Here is a 17,891-nt window from a genome sequence, read left to right on the forward strand (position 1 = left end):
CGGAATGGATCGGGCGGCCCGGCGCCCCTTGGGAGGAAAATATGAAATCAATCTGTGTGGCGGCCATCCTGGCCGCCCTGACGACGACTGCTGCCTCGGCCGAGACGATCGGCGTTTCGATGCAGAGTTTCGACAACAATTTCCAGACGCTGCTGCGCGAAGGGCTGCAGGCAAGGGCCTCCAAGCTCACCGGCGTCAACCTGCAGATCGAGGATGCGCAGACCGACGTTTCCAAGCAGCGCAGCCAGGTGGACAACTTCATCGCATCTGGCGTGGATGCGATCATCATGACGCTCGCCGATACGTCGGCCGCCACCGGCATCAGCGAGGCCGCCCGCAAGGCCGGCATTCCGCTCGTCTACCTCAATCTCGAACCGGAAAATATCGACAAGCTACCGGAGAAGCAGGCCTATGTCGGCTCGAAGGAAACCGACTCCGGCAGGCTCGGCGCCGAAGCCGCCTGTGAACTGCTGAAGAAGAAAGGCAAGGCGAGTAACGCGCAGGCCTACATCTTGATGGGCGATCTCGCGCATCAGGCCTCGCGCGACCGCACCTCGTCGGTCAAGGCGACGCTGGCGGCAGGCGATTGCAAGGGCGTGACCATCGCCGACGAGCAGACCGCCGCCTGGACGCGCACGAACGCCATGGATCTGACCACGAACTGGCTCACGGCAGGCCGTCCGATCGACGTGATCTTCGCCAATAATGACGAGATGGCGCTTGGCGCCATTCAGGCGCTCAAGGCATCCGGCGTGTCGATGGACGACGTCATCGTCGTCGGCATCGACGCGACGCAGGACGCACTGGCGGCGATGGCGGCGGGCGATCTTGACGTGACCGTCTTCCAGAACGCCAAACAGCAGGCGGCAAGCGCCGTCGACGCAGCCGTGGCGCTTGCCCACGGCAACAGCGTCGATAAGGAAGTATGGGTGCCCTTCGAACTGGTCACGCCCAAGAACATGACCGAATACGCCAAGAAGAACTGATCCTCCCCGGCCGGCGTCTCCTCCTCACGAGCGCCGGCCGCTCTCTTTGGAGTACGCCATGGACGGTATCGTTATCATCGGTGCGGGCGAGTCCGGAACCCGGGCGGCCTTCGCACTGCGCGAAGCAGGCTATCACGGATCCGTCACGCTGGTCGGAGCCGAACCCCATCTGCCCTATGAACGGCCGCCCCTGTCGAAAACCGTCGACGGTGCGGTGCAGATGAAGCTGATCTGCGCCGCCGATGCGCTTGATGCAGCAGGCATCACCTATCTCAAGGGATTGTCAGCCACACGGCTGGATGCCGATGCCGCGACCGTGACGGTAAGCGACGGTCGCATATTGCGGTACGAGAAGCTTCTTCTGACCACCGGCGCACGGCCGAGACGGCTTGCCTGCCCCGGCGCCGAGCGCGCACTCGACTTCCGCACCCACGCCGACGCCGAAGCGATCTTCTCCATTATCGCCCCCGGCCGGAGCGTCGCGATCATCGGCGCGGGTCTGATCGGGATGGAACTTGCAGCGGTGCTTCGCGGCAGAAACGTTGCGGTCAGCGTGATCGAAGCCGCGTCGAAACCTTTAGGCCGCGCCGTCCCTGCCCGCTTTGCCGATAGACTGCACGCCCGACATGCCGCCGAGGGTGTGCGTTTTCATCTCGATCGGGCTGTTGCGGCAATCGGCGACGATGGTGTCACTTTGACCGACGGCAGCGTCGTGCCCGCCGATCTCGTCGTCAGCGCCATCGGGGTCCTGCCTGACATTGCCCTGGCGGAAGCGGCGGGACTGGCCACCGGCAACGGCATTCTGACGGATGCCTATCTTCGCACCAGCGCGCCGAATATATTTGCCGCAGGCGATTGCGCGGCGGTGGCTGAGCCCGGCGGAGGACATATCCGCTACGAAAGCTGGCGCAACGCCAGAACGCAGGCCGAGACCGCGGCGCGGAACATGGCCGGCAGCGCCGCGGCTTTTGCCGCCATTCCCTGGTTCTGGTCCGACCAGTACGATCTCGGACTGCAGGTGGCGGGACAGCCGCAGCCGGCTCATCAGACTGTCCGGCGCTTGATGCCGGCGGGCGAGCTCGAATTCTATCTCGACGATGGCCGTCTGGTGGCGGCCGCCGGCCTCGGTATCGGCGGTGGCCTCGCCAAGGATATCAAGCTTGCCGAGCTGCTGATTGCCGCGGCTGTCAGTCCCGCGGCCGCGGCGCTGGCCGATCCGGGGGTCAATCTCAAGATGCTTTTGAAAGGCGCGCGGGCCGCATGACGCAGAAGCTGCTGATCTTCCAGTCGCTCTGGGCCATGGAGCGCCGGCACACTGACGGAGTCGAGCGCACACTCGACGAGAACATCGCGATGATCCGTCAGGCGGGCTTCGACGGCATCAGCGCGCATTACACCAACCGCCGCGATGTTGTTGTGCTCAACGAGACGATCCGCGGCAGCGGGCTGAAGATCGAGGCGGTCTGCTTTCCGCGCTCGGTCGAGGATCTGCGGCTGCCGCTGGAGCTTGCCGCGGCCTTTCCCGTCAGCCACATCAACCTGCAGCCCGATATTCGCCTCCGCCGCGTCGAGGCTTGCCTGCCGCTCCTCGACGGCTGGATGCGGCTCGCCGAAGATGCCGGCATTCCCGTGTTCATCGAAACCCATCGCGACAGGATGACGACGGACCTGTTCTTCACGTTGGATCTGCTCGAGCGGCGTCCCGAACTGCCGCTGTTGGCCGATCTGTCGCATTTCCTGGTCGGCCGCGAATTCGCCTTTCCGGTCGATGAGGAAAACCACGCGCACATCCGGCGCATCCTGCAGAATGCCCGCGCATTTCATGGGCGCATCGCTTCACGCGAACAAGTGCAGATCGAAATCGCCTTTCCGCATCATCGGCCCTGGGTCGATCTCTTCCTGCAATGGTGGGATTATGGTTTTCGCCATTGGCGATCCCGTGCCGCCGATGACGCCGAGCTGGTTTTTACCTGCGAGCTAGGTCCCAAGCCCTATGCGATCACCGGCAGAGACGGCAACGATTCGACGGACAGATGGGCCGAGGCTCTGGCGTTGCGCCAGATGGTACGCGAGCTTTGGGATGCCCTTGCCTGAGCCGGCGAACGACGTTCGCACCATTCCTTATCTCGTCGGGGGCCTGAGCTGTAGGTGCGTCCACAGCCGCGATCAAATCGGTGCGGAGGTTAAGGATTGTTAATCAGGAATGCCTAATGTAAATCTTACCGAGCACAAGTTGTGTAGTAACGGAGTTGCTATAATATCTGGTAGGATATTCGATTAGGGAGAACCTCCTGCATGCGGAAAGTTCCTGCTGCCCGTTTAGCCCTCGGAAAGCCGGAGGCAGAAGCTTCGAGCTTGATCGACCGGCTTTTGTTCTTTGACCGCGATTTCAATCCCATCGAGGATCTGCACGGCAATGTGCTGCCCTCATCCGTCAAGCCAGCCGCCTCTTTCTGGGAGCATTTCCCCGAGCTGGACAAATCGGCAATCACGCTGGCTTTCCGTTCTCTGGATGATAATGCCCAGCCTTTGCGCATATCGGGCGATCTCGGCGCCGCCGGCTCACACGGCCTGACGATCTACCGGATCGGCGACTTGTTTGCCGTGGTCCGATCCGAGGAACGGATTGACGATGAGCGCGCAACGCTTCTGCATCTCGCGACCCATGATCCGCTGACCGGACTGCCGAACCGGCGCCAGTTCAGCGAAGACCTGACCGCCCTGTTGCAGGAAACCGCAGGCGCGAGCGAGACTCTGTCGCTGATGCAACTCGACCTCGACGATTTCAAACCCGTCAACGACACGCTCGGGCATGCCGCCGGCGACAAGCTCCTCCAATCGGCGGCAATGCGTATCCTGGCCTGCCTTTCCAGCGATGACAGAGCCTACCGGCTGGCCGGTGACGAATTCACGGTGATATCCGTGGGCTCGGGACATCCAGCCAAAGCGCACCGTTTGGCGGACGATCTGGTTGCTGCGTTCAAAAAGCCCTTCACGATCAACGGCATCGCAGTCTTTGTCGGCACCAGCATCGGCATATCCACGGCTCCATCGGACGGTACAACTCCGGAGGAGCTTATGAAGGCGTCCGACCTCGCACTTTACACCGCCAAGAAAGAAGGGCGCGGTCGGGCGAAAGCCTTTGACCCGGCAATGCTTGAACTGCTGGAGCAGCGGGAATTGCTCCGCCGCAGCCTGCGTATGGCCCTGGTGCAACAGCAATTCTATGTCGAATACCAGCCCATCGCCGAGGGCGGCTGCATGGTCGGCTTCGAAGCATTGTTGAGATGGCACCATCCCCTACTCGGAAAGATTCCGCCGGCGTCGTTCATTCCAATGGCCGAAGCGGATGGAATGATGCCCGAGATCGGCGCGTGGGTTTTGGAGCAGGCATGCCATGAGGCGATGAAGTGGCCCGAGAACTACATTGTCGCCGTCAATCTGTCAGCGGCCGAGTTCCTGACAAGCGGCCTCACCGACCGGATTTCCCAGACGCTGGATCTTGTCGGACTTCCGCCCGAACGCCTCGAGCTCGAAATAACCGAAAGCGTGCTGCTTGAGCGGACCGTCAACAACATCGACACCCTGAACACGCTCAATGTGCTCGGCATCCGAATTTCTCTCGATGATTTCGGGACGGAATATTCCTCCCTGAGCTATCTGAAAACATTTCCTTTCGATACGATCAAAATCGACAAGTATTTTATCACCGATCTCGAAACCGATCAGAAAAGCCAGGCAATCGTCCGCTGCATCGTCAACCTTGCACATGACCTCGACATGCAGGTGACGGCCGAGGGGGTCGAGACACCCGGTCAGGCGGAATGGTTGCACAGCGTCGGCTGCGACAGGTTGCAGGGCTATCTGGTGAGCAGGCCGCTTCCCGTGGAGGCAATTGAAGAATTCATTACCCGCGCGGACGCATCCAAAGTCCACGCCCGACAATAGTGCTTTATCGACTTTTCGCCGTGCTTTTAGATCGCATGCAAATTTGACGCTCCAGACAGACGAAAGGAGGGTGCATTGGAAGAGGAAGCATCCCGCTTCGACGATCACGCATTTGTGCCGATGGTATCGCTGGAAATGAACGTGGCGGTGTTCAAATCTCAATGGCAGTTTTGCGACGAGATTACCGAATATCTCTCCGACATTCTCGGCCAGGGTCACAGCGATCCCGCCCGATACGCCAACTTTCTTTCAGTCGCGGCAAACGAACTTATCGAACTCGCTTTCCGCGCGACCAACGGACGAGGCAAGATAAGTTTCAGCCTCGCTCGCAGCGCGACCTCCAATCGGCTGCGAATTGCGTTCCCTTGCGACGAGGAGTTTCCCCGCAAACACATGCAGACCGGATCACGCGAAATCCAGCCTGGCCTCGACGACGGGTCCGGTCAGCTGGTCACGAAGTCCGATGGGGCTTTGCTCAGCAATCTGGCGGCAATATTCGGCGCCGCCATCCACATCGAGAAAGACGGCGCGGACAGGATCGGCATCATTGCCGATTTCCCATCGGCCGAGGATTTTCAATGAACCTGCTGCCATTCACCGTGCGATTTGATCCGACAAATCAGGAGCTTGTTCTGTCCGGCAAGATGCGGCCCGAAAGTGTTGCCGAGATTGCCGATGCGCTCGAGCTGGTGCGGCAGAGTTTGGAAAAATACAGCGGCATCGTTTACCTCAACGTCAAACGCTTGACGCACATCAACATGACGGCCTTCGCCGCTCTGTGCGACATCCTCGCGGCCGGCTGCCGAATGAGGCCGGACCGGAACATCAAGATCATTACCTCAAGCGTAATGGCATGGTCTGCCTCGCTGTTCGAGATGCTGGCGGCATCGCTGCCGAACCTGTCGGTCGAGGTTTACGATTCGGCGTTTTATCCAGGGCAGAGCTTTGTCGAGGACGAGTCTTTCATTCCCATCCTGCGCACGCAGACGAAAATGACCTGGCGGCATGAGCGCGAACTCTTGCCGCGCCACGGTCTGCGCAACGGCCTTGCTATGGCGGATATCTGCTGCGGCATCGGTGATTTCGCCGCCTTGGTTCAGCGGGAATTCAAACCGGCCCGCCTTGTCGCGCTGGATCATTCCGTGCGCAGTCTCGACTATGCCCGCAGGGTCGCTGCCGACTTCGATATGCGAGGCATCGAATACACCTATGGCGACGCTTCCCAGATGTTGCTCCGAGACGATCAGTTCGATTTTGTTACCTGCCGGCACTCGCTGCAGATTTTCGACCGCCCCGAGATGCTGCTACGGGAGCTTTTTCGTATCTGCAAGCCCGGCGGCCGTGTCTACATCACCAACGAAAAGAATTCGCACTGCCTGGGCGAGCCGCATGCCGAATCGATCAAATGGACTTACGAGGAAGTCGCCAAGCTGTTCAGCCACTTCGACATGGATGTCGAGATGGGACCGAAAAGCCGCCATCTTCTCCTCAACGCCGGCTTCGACGACATCAAGGTCGACTGCTTCATGGTGACGAATCTCGACGGCGACCCCCAGGATTTCGCGGATGTCATCGAAGCCTGGGAAAATGTCTATGCCGGCGAGATGGCTGTGCGCCGCGGCGACTCGCCGGATTTCATTCGCAGGTTCCGGCAGGGATTCAAGGATCACGTCTTTGCCGCTCTTCACCCCAAGGGTTATGCAGGCTGGCCGATCTGGGCAGCCTCTGGTCGAAAGCCGCTATGATGGACGGGCACGTATCGAAGAGACCGGTGGGGTTGGGCTCGTTTCGAGCAAAGTTCATCCTCGTCGTCGGCGGCGCCGTCCTCTTCGACCTGCTGGTCAGCGGTGGCCTGGCACTTTGGAACGTTCAGCGGCTGTCGCGCGATGCAACGCTCGAGGTCGGCCAGGGCCTTGAAGCCGCAAGTCAGGAATATATCCGCACCTATGCCGATTCGACCGCGGCCCAGGTGAATTTGCTCCTGCGGCAGGTCCATAACGACGTCGACACTTTGGCAGGCGTGCTCCAGGCGCAGATCGACAATCCCGCCCGCAATTCCGATGTCGGTACGGCAATGGCCCGCACGTCCCCCGGCAGCGTCAGCCTGGTTTACGACGAAAAGGGGAAATGGTCTCAGAACGCGCCCGGCTCCGCTTCGGTCGTCAGCGTCTGGGGTTACCTGCTCGGACAGGACCACCAGCCGACGCCCGACATTGCTCGCGATATAGAGACAAGCGCGGTTCTCGACCTCGTCGCGCCGAGCCTGCTGCAGCATGGCGCCTCGAAGCTGCAGATGTATTACATCGGATCGAAAGAACGGCCGATCTTCAGGACCGCGCCCTACACCGACCAGGCCCAGACCTTCGACCGGCTTTATCCCGGCCACAACGAGGCCAATTTCTGGGACTTCTTTTTCCCCGGACTTTACGAGTCCTGGCAGGGCTGGGCCAAGGATGGGAAAACGCGGCCGGTCGCCGAAGACATCACCCAGACGGCGCCTTATACGGATGCCATTACCGGCAAGCTGATCGTCAGCTTCTTTCATCCGCTCTGGACCGCCGACAGGAAGGATGTCGCCGGGACGGCCGGCGCCGATATTACGCTCGACCAGCTCGCCCAGACCGTGGAAAACGTCAAAGTGGCGCAGTCCGGTTTCGGATTCCTGGCAATGTCCGACGGAAACGTGGTGGCAATCAACGCCACCGGCGAAAAGACACTCGGCCTGGTTTCGGCGAGCGGCGCGAGCGGAACCGGCGTGACCGGGCTGGAGCGCTCCCTGAAAGGAAGCTCACAGCCTGCGATCGCGAAACTGGCGCTCGACCGCGAACAGGGCATTCAGCACCTGCTGTTGCAGCGGGACGGCAACGAAGTTCCCTATATCGTCATCGTCAAGAAGCTGCCGGCGACCAACCTCTGGTCCAGCGGCCCGGTTCGGCAAGAGGCGATGCTGCTTGGGGTGGTAGTGCCGGAGCGGGAAATCGACGCCTCCCTCTATGCCGCCCAGGCCAAGATTTCCGAGGCCACCAACCGGATCGTGATCTACCAGATCCTGGCAATCCTGATGTCGCTGCTGATCGTGACGATCGCCGTGTTTGCGGCTTCGAAGCGCATCACGAGCGGGATCAGCGCCCTTGCCGGTGCCGCCAAGCGGATCCAGGCACAGGACTATTCCGTCAGAGTGGCGATAACGAGCAAGGATGAGGTGGGCGCGGCCGGTGAAGCCTTCAATCGAATGGCCCAACAGATCAGCTACCACACCGAAAATCTCGAACAGCTCGTCGAGGAACGAACGGCCCAGATCGAAGATGCGAAGGAGGAGATTTCGGCGCTGAACGCCCAGCTCCAGCGGGAAAACCGTCGGCTCGGAACGGAGCTCGCGGTCGCCAAGCAAATCCAGCTCATGGTTCTGCCGCTGCAACAGGAGCTGGAAGACTTTCAGGATATCGAGATCGCAGCCTATATGCGGCCCGCGGAAGAGGTCGGCGGCGATTATTATGACGTCCTGAAGAACGGCAGGCGGTTGAAGATCGGCATCGGCGACGTCACCGGCCATGGGCTCGAGAGCGGCGTGCTGATGCTGATGGTCCAATCCGTCGCCCGCGCGCTGCAGGAAGCAGGCAACACCGACGCCGTCGAATTTCTGGCTAATCTGAACAGCGCCCTGTTCAAAAACATCGAGCGGACCAGGATCGACAAGCATCTGACTCTCGCCTTTCTCGACTATGACGGCAAAGACATGATCCTGTCGGGGCAGCACGAGGAAGTCGTCATCGTGCGGGCAAACGGCGAGATTCAACGCATCGACACCATGGATCTCGGCATCCCGATCGGGTTGGAAGCCGATATTTCCGCCTTCATCAAGACCCGGGAAATAGCGTTTGAGAAAGGCGACCTGATACTCCTGCATACCGATGGGGTGACGGAAGCCGAAAACGATGCAGGAGAACTGTTCGGCATCGAACGCCTGTGCAGGGAAGCGCTCCGCTTGAAGGATCAGAGCGCTGAGAAGGTCGTTTCGGAAATTGTCGCGACATTAATGCTCTTTATCGGATCGCAGAAGATCTACGACGACATCACGCTTCTCGCAGTGCGGCATAGGTGAGACATGACGGCCAAAATATACGGTCTCGAATCTCTGGTGGACATCAGCCTGGATTCAGGCGCTCGCCTCACGTTGAGCGATGGGCCGCTTCAGCTTGGTTGGCGGCATTCGGGAATGACGTCCGATTTCATCGCCGAGATCATGGCCCTGCCCTACTCCCGTTCGAGGAAGGATTACCTGCAGGCGCACCATGACATCGGATATCTCAGCAACGAGCTGATCGAAAACGCCGTCAAATTTCGACAGCCGGGCGAGATCCTGATCGAAGCCGGCATGGTCGAGGGAAGCTTTTTGATCAGGGTGCGGAACGCCATCGACAACGCGACATCGGCCCGCTTTCAGCAACTCCTGCAACGCCTGCAATCGAGGGAACCCGGCGTTCTGCTTCTTGAGCAAATCGAAACCAACGCCATATCGTCAGCAGGCGGTTCCGGCCTCGGTTTGCTCACCCTTCTGAGTGATTACGATGCAAGAATGGCATGGACATTTGAAGAGAATAACGACCAGCAGATCATACTGACGACGACGGCAGCTGTGGCGATGCCACCCTCCTCCAATTTGTGAGCCAAGAATGGAAATCAGCGACGAAAATTTCCGCGTATGGGCGGAGAAGAATGAAGTCTATTTCGACGGCGTGTTCCGCCTGGCGGGACCCGATGCCTACGCACCGATTTATTCATTGATAGCAACCCTCCTTCACGAGGGGCACCAGCAGGTGACCTTCGACCTGACCGGTCTCGAATTCCTCAATTCGTCGGGGATCAATCTCCTGGCGAAATTGACGATCGAAGCCAGAAAAATGGGCGACCTCCTGCTCATTGTGAAAGGCACCAACCAACATCCGTGGCAGGCAAAATCGCTGCCGAATCTCAAGAAGCTGCATCCGCTGCTCGAATTGCGCCTGGCGTGAGTTAGGGTGAAGCCGATTTCGGCCAGGAGTGTGAGGTGACGACGACCACCCCACCTCCGTCATACCAGGCATTAAGCCGAGCATACAAGCCGCACCCATCAGCCTACGGCATGGGTCCTCGGGTCAAGCCCCTGGAATGACGGAGGTAGACGTTGGCGCCTCGCCAAACTCCAGCATTCTACAAGACACGCGAGGTCGCGGATGGTTCGTCAAGCCAGCCTATGGGATGCTTTCCCGGGCCGGCATAGTCACCCTCATCTTGTCCTCGCGTCCAACCATGGGCATGTCGGAATGCGCGACCTAATCTGCGGACACGGGCTATCTCCATGGCAGTGCGTGCTGCTTAGCCGGCGCGATCCCTCACCCAACCGGATGATTGGAATCACTGGTCCGGACTATAGTTTAGAGCAGGTTTCCGGCGACTCCGTGCGAGATGTCGTCGATTGGGGCTCGATCTTCGCGACGAACTCTTTTTTAGAGAGCATGCCCGAGCAAGTAGATGTGGCTGATGTAAAGGAGCCTTCATGGCTAGAGCAGCCTTGATCGGTCCGCAGGCTCATCGGTCGATGTTCCAAAGGCAACGACATGCGCAAAACAGTAGCAGTCGGCCTGGCCGCCTTGATCACCCTGTATTTTGTTGGCGGCGTGAGCGCGAGACATGAGATCTTTCCTTGGCCGCAGCTTTCCGCGCTGAGGAAAATGGTTGGCGGCGAGAAGCCGGCGCCGCCAAGCCGTTATACATTCGACGACAAGGAACGTCTCATCGGGGATGAATCGAAAACACCGGTGGCCTGCCCGGCGCAAACAGATCGAACTGCTGTCTTGCTGCTTCTTGGCCAATCGAACGCGGCCAACGACGGAGGGCAACGGCACCGGTCAGAGTATGGCGCTCGCGTCGTAAACGCCTTTGACGGACGGTGCTTCATCGCAGCGTCGCCGCTTCTTGGCTCGACCGATACCAAGGGAGAGTATTGGACGCTGCTCGGAAACGAATTGATCGCATCGGGACAACATGACAGCGTCATCCTCGCACCTCTCGCCTATTCCGGATCTGAGGTCGCCCGATGGGCGGCAGGCGGTGACCTCAACGCTGTGCTGATCGACACGATGAAACAGCTTCAGGCTTCCGGCTATCGGGTAACGAGCGTCCTCTGGGTGCAAGGAGAGAAAGACCTCGTTATCGGCACCACTGCCGAGGCCTATCGGGAATATTTCCTGTCGATGGTCGACACTTTGCACCAGCACGGCATCGAGGCACCCGTTTACATTTCGATCGCATCGAAATGCCTTGAACCGAGCAACGGCGGCTTCAAGGAGCATATTCCAGATAATCCGATCGTACGGGCGCAACTGTCCCTGTCAAAAAGCGGCCACGGTATCCGAGAGGGCATAAATTCTGACGCGTTACTCAATGGAGACGACCGCTACGACGATTGCCATATCGGGGGCACAGGGGCGGAGAAAGTCTCGCAGGCCTGGTTGAACCTGCTGCGCGGCGATGGCCGCCTGCAAACCTCGCGATAGTCTTCTCCGAGATTTCGCGCCTTCGCGATTTACGCCGCCTGGTGACGAAAATCAAAAGCACTATTCCACCGTAAGCGTTCCGGCCCCCTTGGAGTATTTCTTCCCTCCAAGCGAATTGATCGTTGCGCATTTTTCCTTATCGAAATGCGCCGGATGCGAAGGCCACCATAATGAGGCCAGAAACCGTGATCGCTTTCGTCGTCCACTCCTTCTTCCCAAGCTGCGTCTGCCGAAACCGGGGAGCACGGCGGACATCGATACAACAGACTTATCTCGAGGTTCAGACTTGCTGGGGCCTGCCCCGTTCCGCGAGCGCGGTGAGCGCCGGACGCAAAAAATGCCCCGCCGAGACGGGGCAAGTTCTGGCAACGAACCACACGGAGGAACACCGTGCGATCCTACTGTTTCAACGAGAAGGGTGCCTGCAAGGTTCCGGTACGGTCTCGGACTGAGGGTCGCCACTCGCACCAGTGATTCCTTTGGTTAGGTCGCGTGCGAAGCCTTTCTGCGGTACCGGAGTCCCAATAAGCGAAACGCCCCGCCAGGACGGGGCATTTCGTACTCCCGCATTAATCAGCGATGCCGCGCGGAGGGGCGCGGCAGGTTGAAGGATGACAGAGTTCGCAAAATCTTCAATTTACCTGAACTTATTAATCCTCTGCTGGACCTGCTAGGAGAGATCGGCCGCGACGATGGCCGCGAGCACGCGGGCGGTCAGGAGCGGCTGCGTGGATTAGGACCATAGACGGTACCCCGAACCGGACCTCAGTCCGATGTGCGAGGCGCGATAGCAATCTATCTTTCGTGTCAGCTCACGTCGTGCGGTTGCACGGCAATTGATGGTCCCGTTCGGAGGAAAACCATGCGGATAGCAACCCTAGTGTCCTTGGCCGCGCTTTCGCTGGCAGTTGCAGCAAGCCCGGCAACGATTGTCGGGCTCGACATGGCTGCACTTGCAAAGGACGGTGGCAACGGCGGCGGCAATGGTGGCGGGGGCGGCGGCGGCAACGGCGGCGGCAACGGAAACGGTGGCAGCCATAACAGCGGTTCCGATCATGGAAACTCCAAATCGCAATCCGATCATGGAAGCTCCAAATCGCAATCAGTGAGAGGCAAGTCATCAGAGGCGCCGGGCAAATCCAAATCCGACAAGACGGACACCGCGACCAGCAAGAAAGAGAAGAACCTTTCGGCGCAAATGGCCGGCCTGAATTCCTTGAAGCGGAATTACCGGGCGCTGATGCACACATCGGACCCGCGCATGGCCGCCATCTCAGCCTATGCGGTGGCTTATGCCCAGTATGAAATCGACAACGGCATCGAGCCCGCGGCCGACGATCCCGTGCTGGGCGATCGGGCGCTGGAGGATGCCTTGGCTTCCGCAACCAAGACCGGCGAGGTCAGCCCGGCGGTCCTGGACAGAGCCAAGACCATTCTCGGGGTTGGCGACGCCGACGGCAAGATTGATCAGATCCGCACCTCGCTCGAGAACGCCGCGTCGACGACGTCAGATGAATAGCCACGAGTGAGTTGCGAGCGGTGCGAAGCCACCGGAATAGCTTCGCACCGAACTATAGGAGCATTTCCGATTTTGTTTGAGTTCGGAAATGCTCTATTTTTTTGCGCTTTTTAGACGTCTTTCCCGGAACCGGGCTTCAGAATCAAGGTTAGAGCGGTTCTGCGCTGAAAGCGCAGAACCGCTCTAACCTTTTTCGTTTGACCCAATTTCAAAAATTGCTCCAGCATCCGGCCGCAGAGTGTTATCGAAGCGAGCGCTTCCGCATCCCAATTTCGATCGAGACCGCAATGGCAAATGCTTCGGCTTTTTTCACTTTTCTCCTTGCGCTGACGGTGCTGCAGATCACGCCGGGGCCGGACATGATGCTGATCATGGCGCGCGGTGTCGGGCAAGGTCGCAAGGTGGCGCTGCTAGCCGTCGTCGGCATGATTTTCGTTTCGGGTGTCGTACAGGTTGGATTGCTGGTGCTCGGGCTCGCCTCGCTGCTGAGCGCTTATCCGGCTGCGCTGATAATGCTGCAATGGATAGGGGCGATCTATCTGATCTATCTCGGCGGCAGGATGATATGGGGAAGCTTCAGGAAGCATTCCGGCGCCGCGCTCAAGGTCAAGCCGGCATCGGCGTGGCAGGCGGTGCGCGAGGGGGCTTTCAACAATCTGACCAACCCCAAGTCCCTGCTCTTCATGTTCGCCTTCCTGCCGCAGTTCGTCGATCCTGCGGCAGGGCCGGTGTGGCTCCAGCTTCTCATTCTGGGTTCAATCCAGAAACTGATGGGATTGCTTTCGCTGGGATCGGTTGCGCTTGCGGCCGGATCCGTCGGTCATTTCCTTTATCGCTGGCCGCAGTTGCTGGGATGGCAGGAGCGGTTCACCGGCCTGGTGATGATCGCCCTCGGCATCAGGCTTCTTCTGTCCGGCCATTCGGGTCCGGCTCCGGCTGCCGCGCGATAAGCGCTCAAACAGATCGCATGAGAGCGTGCATCTCCGCGAACACGTCGAAAAATTGTTCTCTCATGCTGTCAAAGGCGGACGGCAAAAAAATATTGTCGCCGACCCTTGCTTCAAAACGATAGTCATCGAACGTATCTCTGGCGTGTCGCTGCAATGAGCCGGAAATCTTCTTTCCACCCCTTTCGACACTGTAACTGCTTGACTGCTCCGAATCCGGACTCGTGAAACGGGTTTTAATGAATTCACATTGCAGTCCGATAAGTGCTGCCGGCACGTATCTTCGCCCCAAGAAAATTGCGATACAGTCTCCTCCCGCTGTTTGAATGAGCGCTTCGTCGCAATTTGGATGGATGTGTATTCTGTATTGGAAATGCGGGGGCAGTCCGCTCATGGGCTCCGCCCATGCTCCGTAAATGGAACGTATATGTTGAAATCGTCTCATCTGGGATTCCGGGTCGTGACCTGGAATGTCGCGCTCATAAAAGCGAGCATTGAAACGATGAATAGCTCGGGTAATCTCTATTCTCTCGATCAGATCCGGGCTACTAGTTTCCTGCCAGCCGTCGAACTTGAGTTGATCCGCAGCTCTGCCTATCCCTGAACACAATAAGATCTCCATTGCGCTCTCGAAGACCTTCGTCTCTTGATCCGAGAGACCCTTATAGTCGGGGCGCTCGACAGAGGGCGGCCGATATCGCAGCACCGGTTCGAACGGCTTTCGATGCCTTTCCAGCTCACTCAAGCGCTGCAATATCCTGTAGACTTCTTGCCTATCCATCGGCACCTCCGCCTTTACAGTAACGGTTTCGGTCAAGCCGCCCTCTCAACCGCCGGTTCGCCCATCGCATGCGGCCTTCCGAGCAGATAACCCTGTGCCTCGTCGCATTGCTCTTCCGAGAGCGTAGCGAGCTGGGCCTGGGTCTCCACGCCTTCCGCCAGCACCGGCACTTCAAGGCTGCGACCGAGCGCCAAGATGGCGCGGACGATCGCCTTGGATTGCGGGCTGGTTTCGACTTCGGCCATGAAGCTCTTGTCGAGCTTGATCTTGTCGAAGGGGAAGGAGCGCAGGGTTTCCAGCGAGGAGTAACCGGTGCCGAAATCGTCGATGGCGATCGAGACGCCGAGCGCCTTGATCGCCCGCATCGTCCGCAGCGCCTTATCCTTGTCGACGATGATCGAGCTTTCGGTGATCTCGATTTCGAGACGCCGCGGGTTCAGGCCGGTCTCAGCGAGGATGCCTGAGATGACGGCGGCCATGTCGGCGTGGCCGAGCTGGATCGGTGACAGGTTGACGGCGATCTTGTAGCTGTTGTTCCAGCTTGCCGCTTCCCGGCAGGCTTCCCGGAGCACCCATTCGCCGATCGGCAGGATCGCGCCGCATTCCTCGGCCAGGCCGATGAAATCCATCGGCGGAATATTGCCGCGAGCGTGATGCCGCCAGCGCAGGAGGACCTCGTAGCCGGTGATCTCGCCGGTGCGCACCGATTTCTGCACCTGATAGTGCAGATGCAGCTCGTTGCGGTCGATCGACGCCCAGAGGTCGTTGGCGAGCGCGCGGCGGCGGCGTGCATTCTCGTCCATGGCGGCCTCGTAGAAGCAGACCCTTTGCAGCAGCGATTGTTTGGCGCGGTACATGGCAAGATCGGCATTGGCCATAAGCCCGTCGACGCTTACCGCATCGCTCGGATAGAGCGCGACGCCGAGGCTGGCGCCGGTCTTGATCTCGAACCCGTCGATGGCAACGGTGCCGGTGAGCGCGCCTTCCAGCCGCCCGATGAAATCGTGGAGCGCGCTCAGCTCATCGAAGCGCTTGGTTGCCGCGAACTCGTCTCCCCCGAACCGGGCAATGAACTCGCCCTCCTGCCGCGCCTCTTCCAGACGTCGGGCAAGCTCGACAAGCACCTTGTCGCCGGTGGCGTGGCCGTGCTGATCATTGATCTCCTTGAACTTGTCGAGATCAATGCCGATGACGGCGACATTGCCCCTCACCCGGTCAGCGATCATCATTTCTTCCGCAACGCTCTCGCCGAACTGCAACCGGTTCGGCAGGCCCGTCAGCCCGTCATGCTTGGCCAGAAATGCGACCTGCTCCTCCGATTTCAGCCGATCGGTGATGTCTTCGAAGGTGACGACCCAGCCGCCATTGGCGAGCATGTTGACATGCTGCTGGATGGACATGCCGCTCGGATATTTATGCACCGCGCTGCCGGCACCGACCCGGATCAGCGCCATGTTCCTGATATAATGCGCCTCGGCCTGCGCCGTTGCCTCGTTGGGGTCCGCCGCATGGGCGGCATAGCCGACCTCGACGATCTGCCGGTAACCCATGCCTGCATGCACCGAGCCTTCGGGGAATTTGAAGATTTCGAGATAGCGCTTGTTGCAGAGCAGCAGCCGCTCATCCCCGTCGAACATGCAGATGCCCTGGCCGATATTTTCGAGCGCGACGTCGAGATTGCGGCTGACCTCGTCGATCCGGTCGGCATCCGCCTTCTGCTTGCTGTTGTCTTTGGTGATCTTGGCATAGCCGATCAGCTGGCCGGTCTCGTCATAGATCGGATCGATGACGACATGGGCCCAGAAGGAGGAGCCGTCCTTGCGATAGCGCCAGCCCTGCGCTTCGAACTTGCCGTCGCTGCGGGCAGTCTCGAGCGCCCGCAGCGGCAGGCCTTTCCGGCGGTCCTCCTCAGAATAAAACAGCGAGAAATCCTTGCCGACGATCTCATCGGCGCTGTAGCCCTTGGTGCGCTCGGCGCCCGCATTCCAGTTGCTGACCTTGCCGTCAGGATCGAGCATATAGATCGCGTAGTCGGTGACGCCCTGCACCAGGAGCTTGAAGCTGCGCTCGGCGCTGGCGGCCTTGGCCTGCGAGCGCACGGCGAAAATGGCGGCGGCAAAACCCGCCGTCAGCAGCGAAAAGGTGACGGCGGCGATCGTCACCGCCATCAGCGCCGGCGAAAGCAGCATGACGGGATCGAGCGCGGTAATGCCTGGAATGACCGTCACACCGGCCGTTGCGGTGAAATGCAGGGTGACGACGCCGAGCGTCAGCAATGCCGTCGGCGCCAGCCGGCCGAATGTCGAGCGGCCGCTGCGGCCGGCAAAACGAAAAGCGGCGACCGAAAAGGCGACGCCGAGCACGACCGAGACCACGACGAAGCTCGCATCCCAGGAGATCTCTCCCGGAAATTCGATGGCGAGCATGCCGCTGAAATGCATCAGCCCGATGCCGGCGCCGAAAAACACGCCGGCCAGACTATTCGCCACCCAGCTGTCGTAGGCGATCTTGGCGGCGACCGCCGCCGTCGTCGCGACGATCGCGACCAGCAGCGAGACCAGCGTCAGCCCGGCGTGATAACCGACAACGACGCCGGGGTCATAGGCCAGCATGGCGATGAAATGCGTGGCCCAGATGCCGAAACCACCCGCCGCCCCCGCCGTCACCAGCCACACCCACCGCACCACGCCCTCCGACAACGTCGCCCGATCCAAGAGAACGAGCGCGCAATGGCTGGCGAGAAAGCAGATCAGACCCGCAAGCCCGACCAGCGTGAGATCATGCTGCTGGGTGATGCACGTCAGAACGGTGAACATGGAAGTGGCCCTCGATTTTCGGGGGCCACGCTAGCGAGAGGGCGCTTAAGGAAGGTTGAAATGGGTGGGGTGCGGGGGTGGGAAATGCGAGGGTTGGGGCGGGTTGTGCAGGAGGTTGTCGGATTAGGGTTTATGGGCGGTGTTTGGGGATAGTGAATGGAAGGTGTGGTTGAGGTTTGAGGTCCTGATCTGTTTCTTTTGGACATCTCGAGGCCCAGCAGAAAACTAATTATGGGGAAGCTTGATTGAGTAAAGATCAATTTGAACTGTGGCTGCCTAGCAGTCGGCGGATTATTGGAGAAGAATACGTATCTGCCGGTTCATGATCTGGATGAAGACAGCCGAGCGGATGGGACGG

General features: G+C 59.7%; 14 protein-coding genes. 12 read left to right on the plus strand and 2 right to left on the minus strand.

What is annotated here, in order from left to right; translation table 11 throughout:
* The first annotated feature begins 41 nt into the window (after positions 1 to 41).
* The 12 genes from EFD56_RS20845 (at position 42) to EFD56_RS20905 (ending at position 13,939) form a co-directional block, all read left to right on the plus strand.
* Positions 42 to 986 (plus strand): substrate-binding domain-containing protein, encoded by a 945-nt coding sequence (locus tag EFD56_RS20845; RefSeq protein ID WP_064818520.1) that lies wholly within the window; start codon positions 42 to 44, stop codon positions 984 to 986.
* 58 nt (positions 987 to 1,044) lie between these two features.
* The gene (locus EFD56_RS20850) at positions 1,045 to 2,250 is read left to right on the plus strand and encodes an NAD(P)/FAD-dependent oxidoreductase (protein WP_126906124.1); all 1,206 of its coding nucleotides are present in this window, start codon (positions 1,045 to 1,047) and stop codon (positions 2,248 to 2,250) included.
* Positions 2,247 to 3,080 (plus strand): sugar phosphate isomerase/epimerase family protein, encoded by an 834-nt coding sequence (locus EFD56_RS20855; protein ID WP_097602769.1) that lies wholly within the window; start codon positions 2,247 to 2,249, stop codon positions 3,078 to 3,080. The genes EFD56_RS20850 and EFD56_RS20855 overlap by 4 nt, the downstream gene beginning before the upstream one ends.
* Positions 3,081 to 3,281: 201 nt before the next feature.
* The gene (locus EFD56_RS20860) at positions 3,282 to 4,934 is read left to right on the plus strand and encodes a putative bifunctional diguanylate cyclase/phosphodiesterase (RefSeq protein WP_037140058.1); all 1,653 of its coding nucleotides are present in this window, start codon (positions 3,282 to 3,284) and stop codon (positions 4,932 to 4,934) included.
* Positions 4,935 to 5,009: 75 nt separating this feature from the next.
* Positions 5,010 to 5,516, plus strand: a complete 507-nt coding sequence (locus EFD56_RS20865; protein WP_016733445.1) for a hypothetical protein — start codon at positions 5,010 to 5,012, stop codon at positions 5,514 to 5,516.
* Complete coding sequence (locus EFD56_RS20870; RefSeq protein ID WP_085742775.1) at positions 5,513 to 6,679, plus strand: class I SAM-dependent methyltransferase; 1,167 nt, start codon at positions 5,513 to 5,515, stop codon at positions 6,677 to 6,679. Before EFD56_RS20865 ends, EFD56_RS20870 begins: the two co-directional genes overlap by 4 nt.
* Positions 6,676 to 9,036, plus strand: a complete 2,361-nt coding sequence (locus tag EFD56_RS20875; protein WP_126906125.1) for a SpoIIE family protein phosphatase — start codon at positions 6,676 to 6,678, stop codon at positions 9,034 to 9,036. The genes EFD56_RS20870 and EFD56_RS20875 overlap by 4 nt, the downstream gene beginning before the upstream one ends.
* A gap of 3 nt (positions 9,037 to 9,039) precedes the next feature.
* Positions 9,040 to 9,600 (plus strand): slr1658 superfamily regulator, encoded by a 561-nt coding sequence (locus EFD56_RS20880; protein WP_085742777.1) that lies wholly within the window; start codon positions 9,040 to 9,042, stop codon positions 9,598 to 9,600.
* Positions 9,601 to 9,607: 7 nt separating this feature from the next.
* Positions 9,608 to 9,946: a slr1659 superfamily regulator gene (locus EFD56_RS20885; RefSeq protein WP_037116682.1), complete on the plus strand. Its 339-nt coding sequence runs from the start codon at positions 9,608 to 9,610 to the stop codon at positions 9,944 to 9,946.
* 585 nt (positions 9,947 to 10,531) lie between these two features.
* A complete protein-coding gene (locus tag EFD56_RS20895; protein WP_126906127.1) occupies positions 10,532 to 11,470 on the plus strand; it encodes a sialate O-acetylesterase in 939 nt (312 codons plus the stop codon).
* Between the two features lie 862 nt (positions 11,471 to 12,332).
* Complete coding sequence (locus EFD56_RS32945) at positions 12,333 to 12,989, plus strand: hypothetical protein (RefSeq protein WP_126906128.1); 657 nt, start codon at positions 12,333 to 12,335, stop codon at positions 12,987 to 12,989.
* 287 nt (positions 12,990 to 13,276) lie between these two features.
* The gene (locus EFD56_RS20905) at positions 13,277 to 13,939 is read left to right on the plus strand and encodes a LysE family translocator (protein WP_126906129.1); all 663 of its coding nucleotides are present in this window, start codon (positions 13,277 to 13,279) and stop codon (positions 13,937 to 13,939) included.
* A 4-nt stretch (positions 13,940 to 13,943) separates the two neighbouring features.
* On the opposite strand, the gene EFD56_RS20910 is transcribed toward EFD56_RS20905, so the two are convergent.
* Positions 13,944 to 14,753 carry a hypothetical protein gene (locus tag EFD56_RS20910; protein WP_225881612.1) on the minus strand — a complete coding sequence of 270 codons (810 nt, stop codon included), beginning with the start codon at positions 14,751 to 14,753 and terminating at the stop codon, positions 13,944 to 13,946.
* Positions 14,750 to 17,533 (minus strand): bifunctional diguanylate cyclase/phosphodiesterase, encoded by a 2,784-nt coding sequence (locus EFD56_RS20915; RefSeq protein ID WP_126906130.1) that lies wholly within the window; start codon positions 17,531 to 17,533, stop codon positions 14,750 to 14,752. The genes EFD56_RS20910 and EFD56_RS20915 overlap by 4 nt, the downstream gene beginning before the upstream one ends.
* Positions 17,534 to 17,891 lie beyond the last annotated feature (358 nt).

Source organism: Rhizobium phaseoli (genome assembly GCF_003985125.1).
Lineage (GTDB): Bacteria > Pseudomonadota > Alphaproteobacteria > Rhizobiales > Rhizobiaceae > Rhizobium > Rhizobium phaseoli.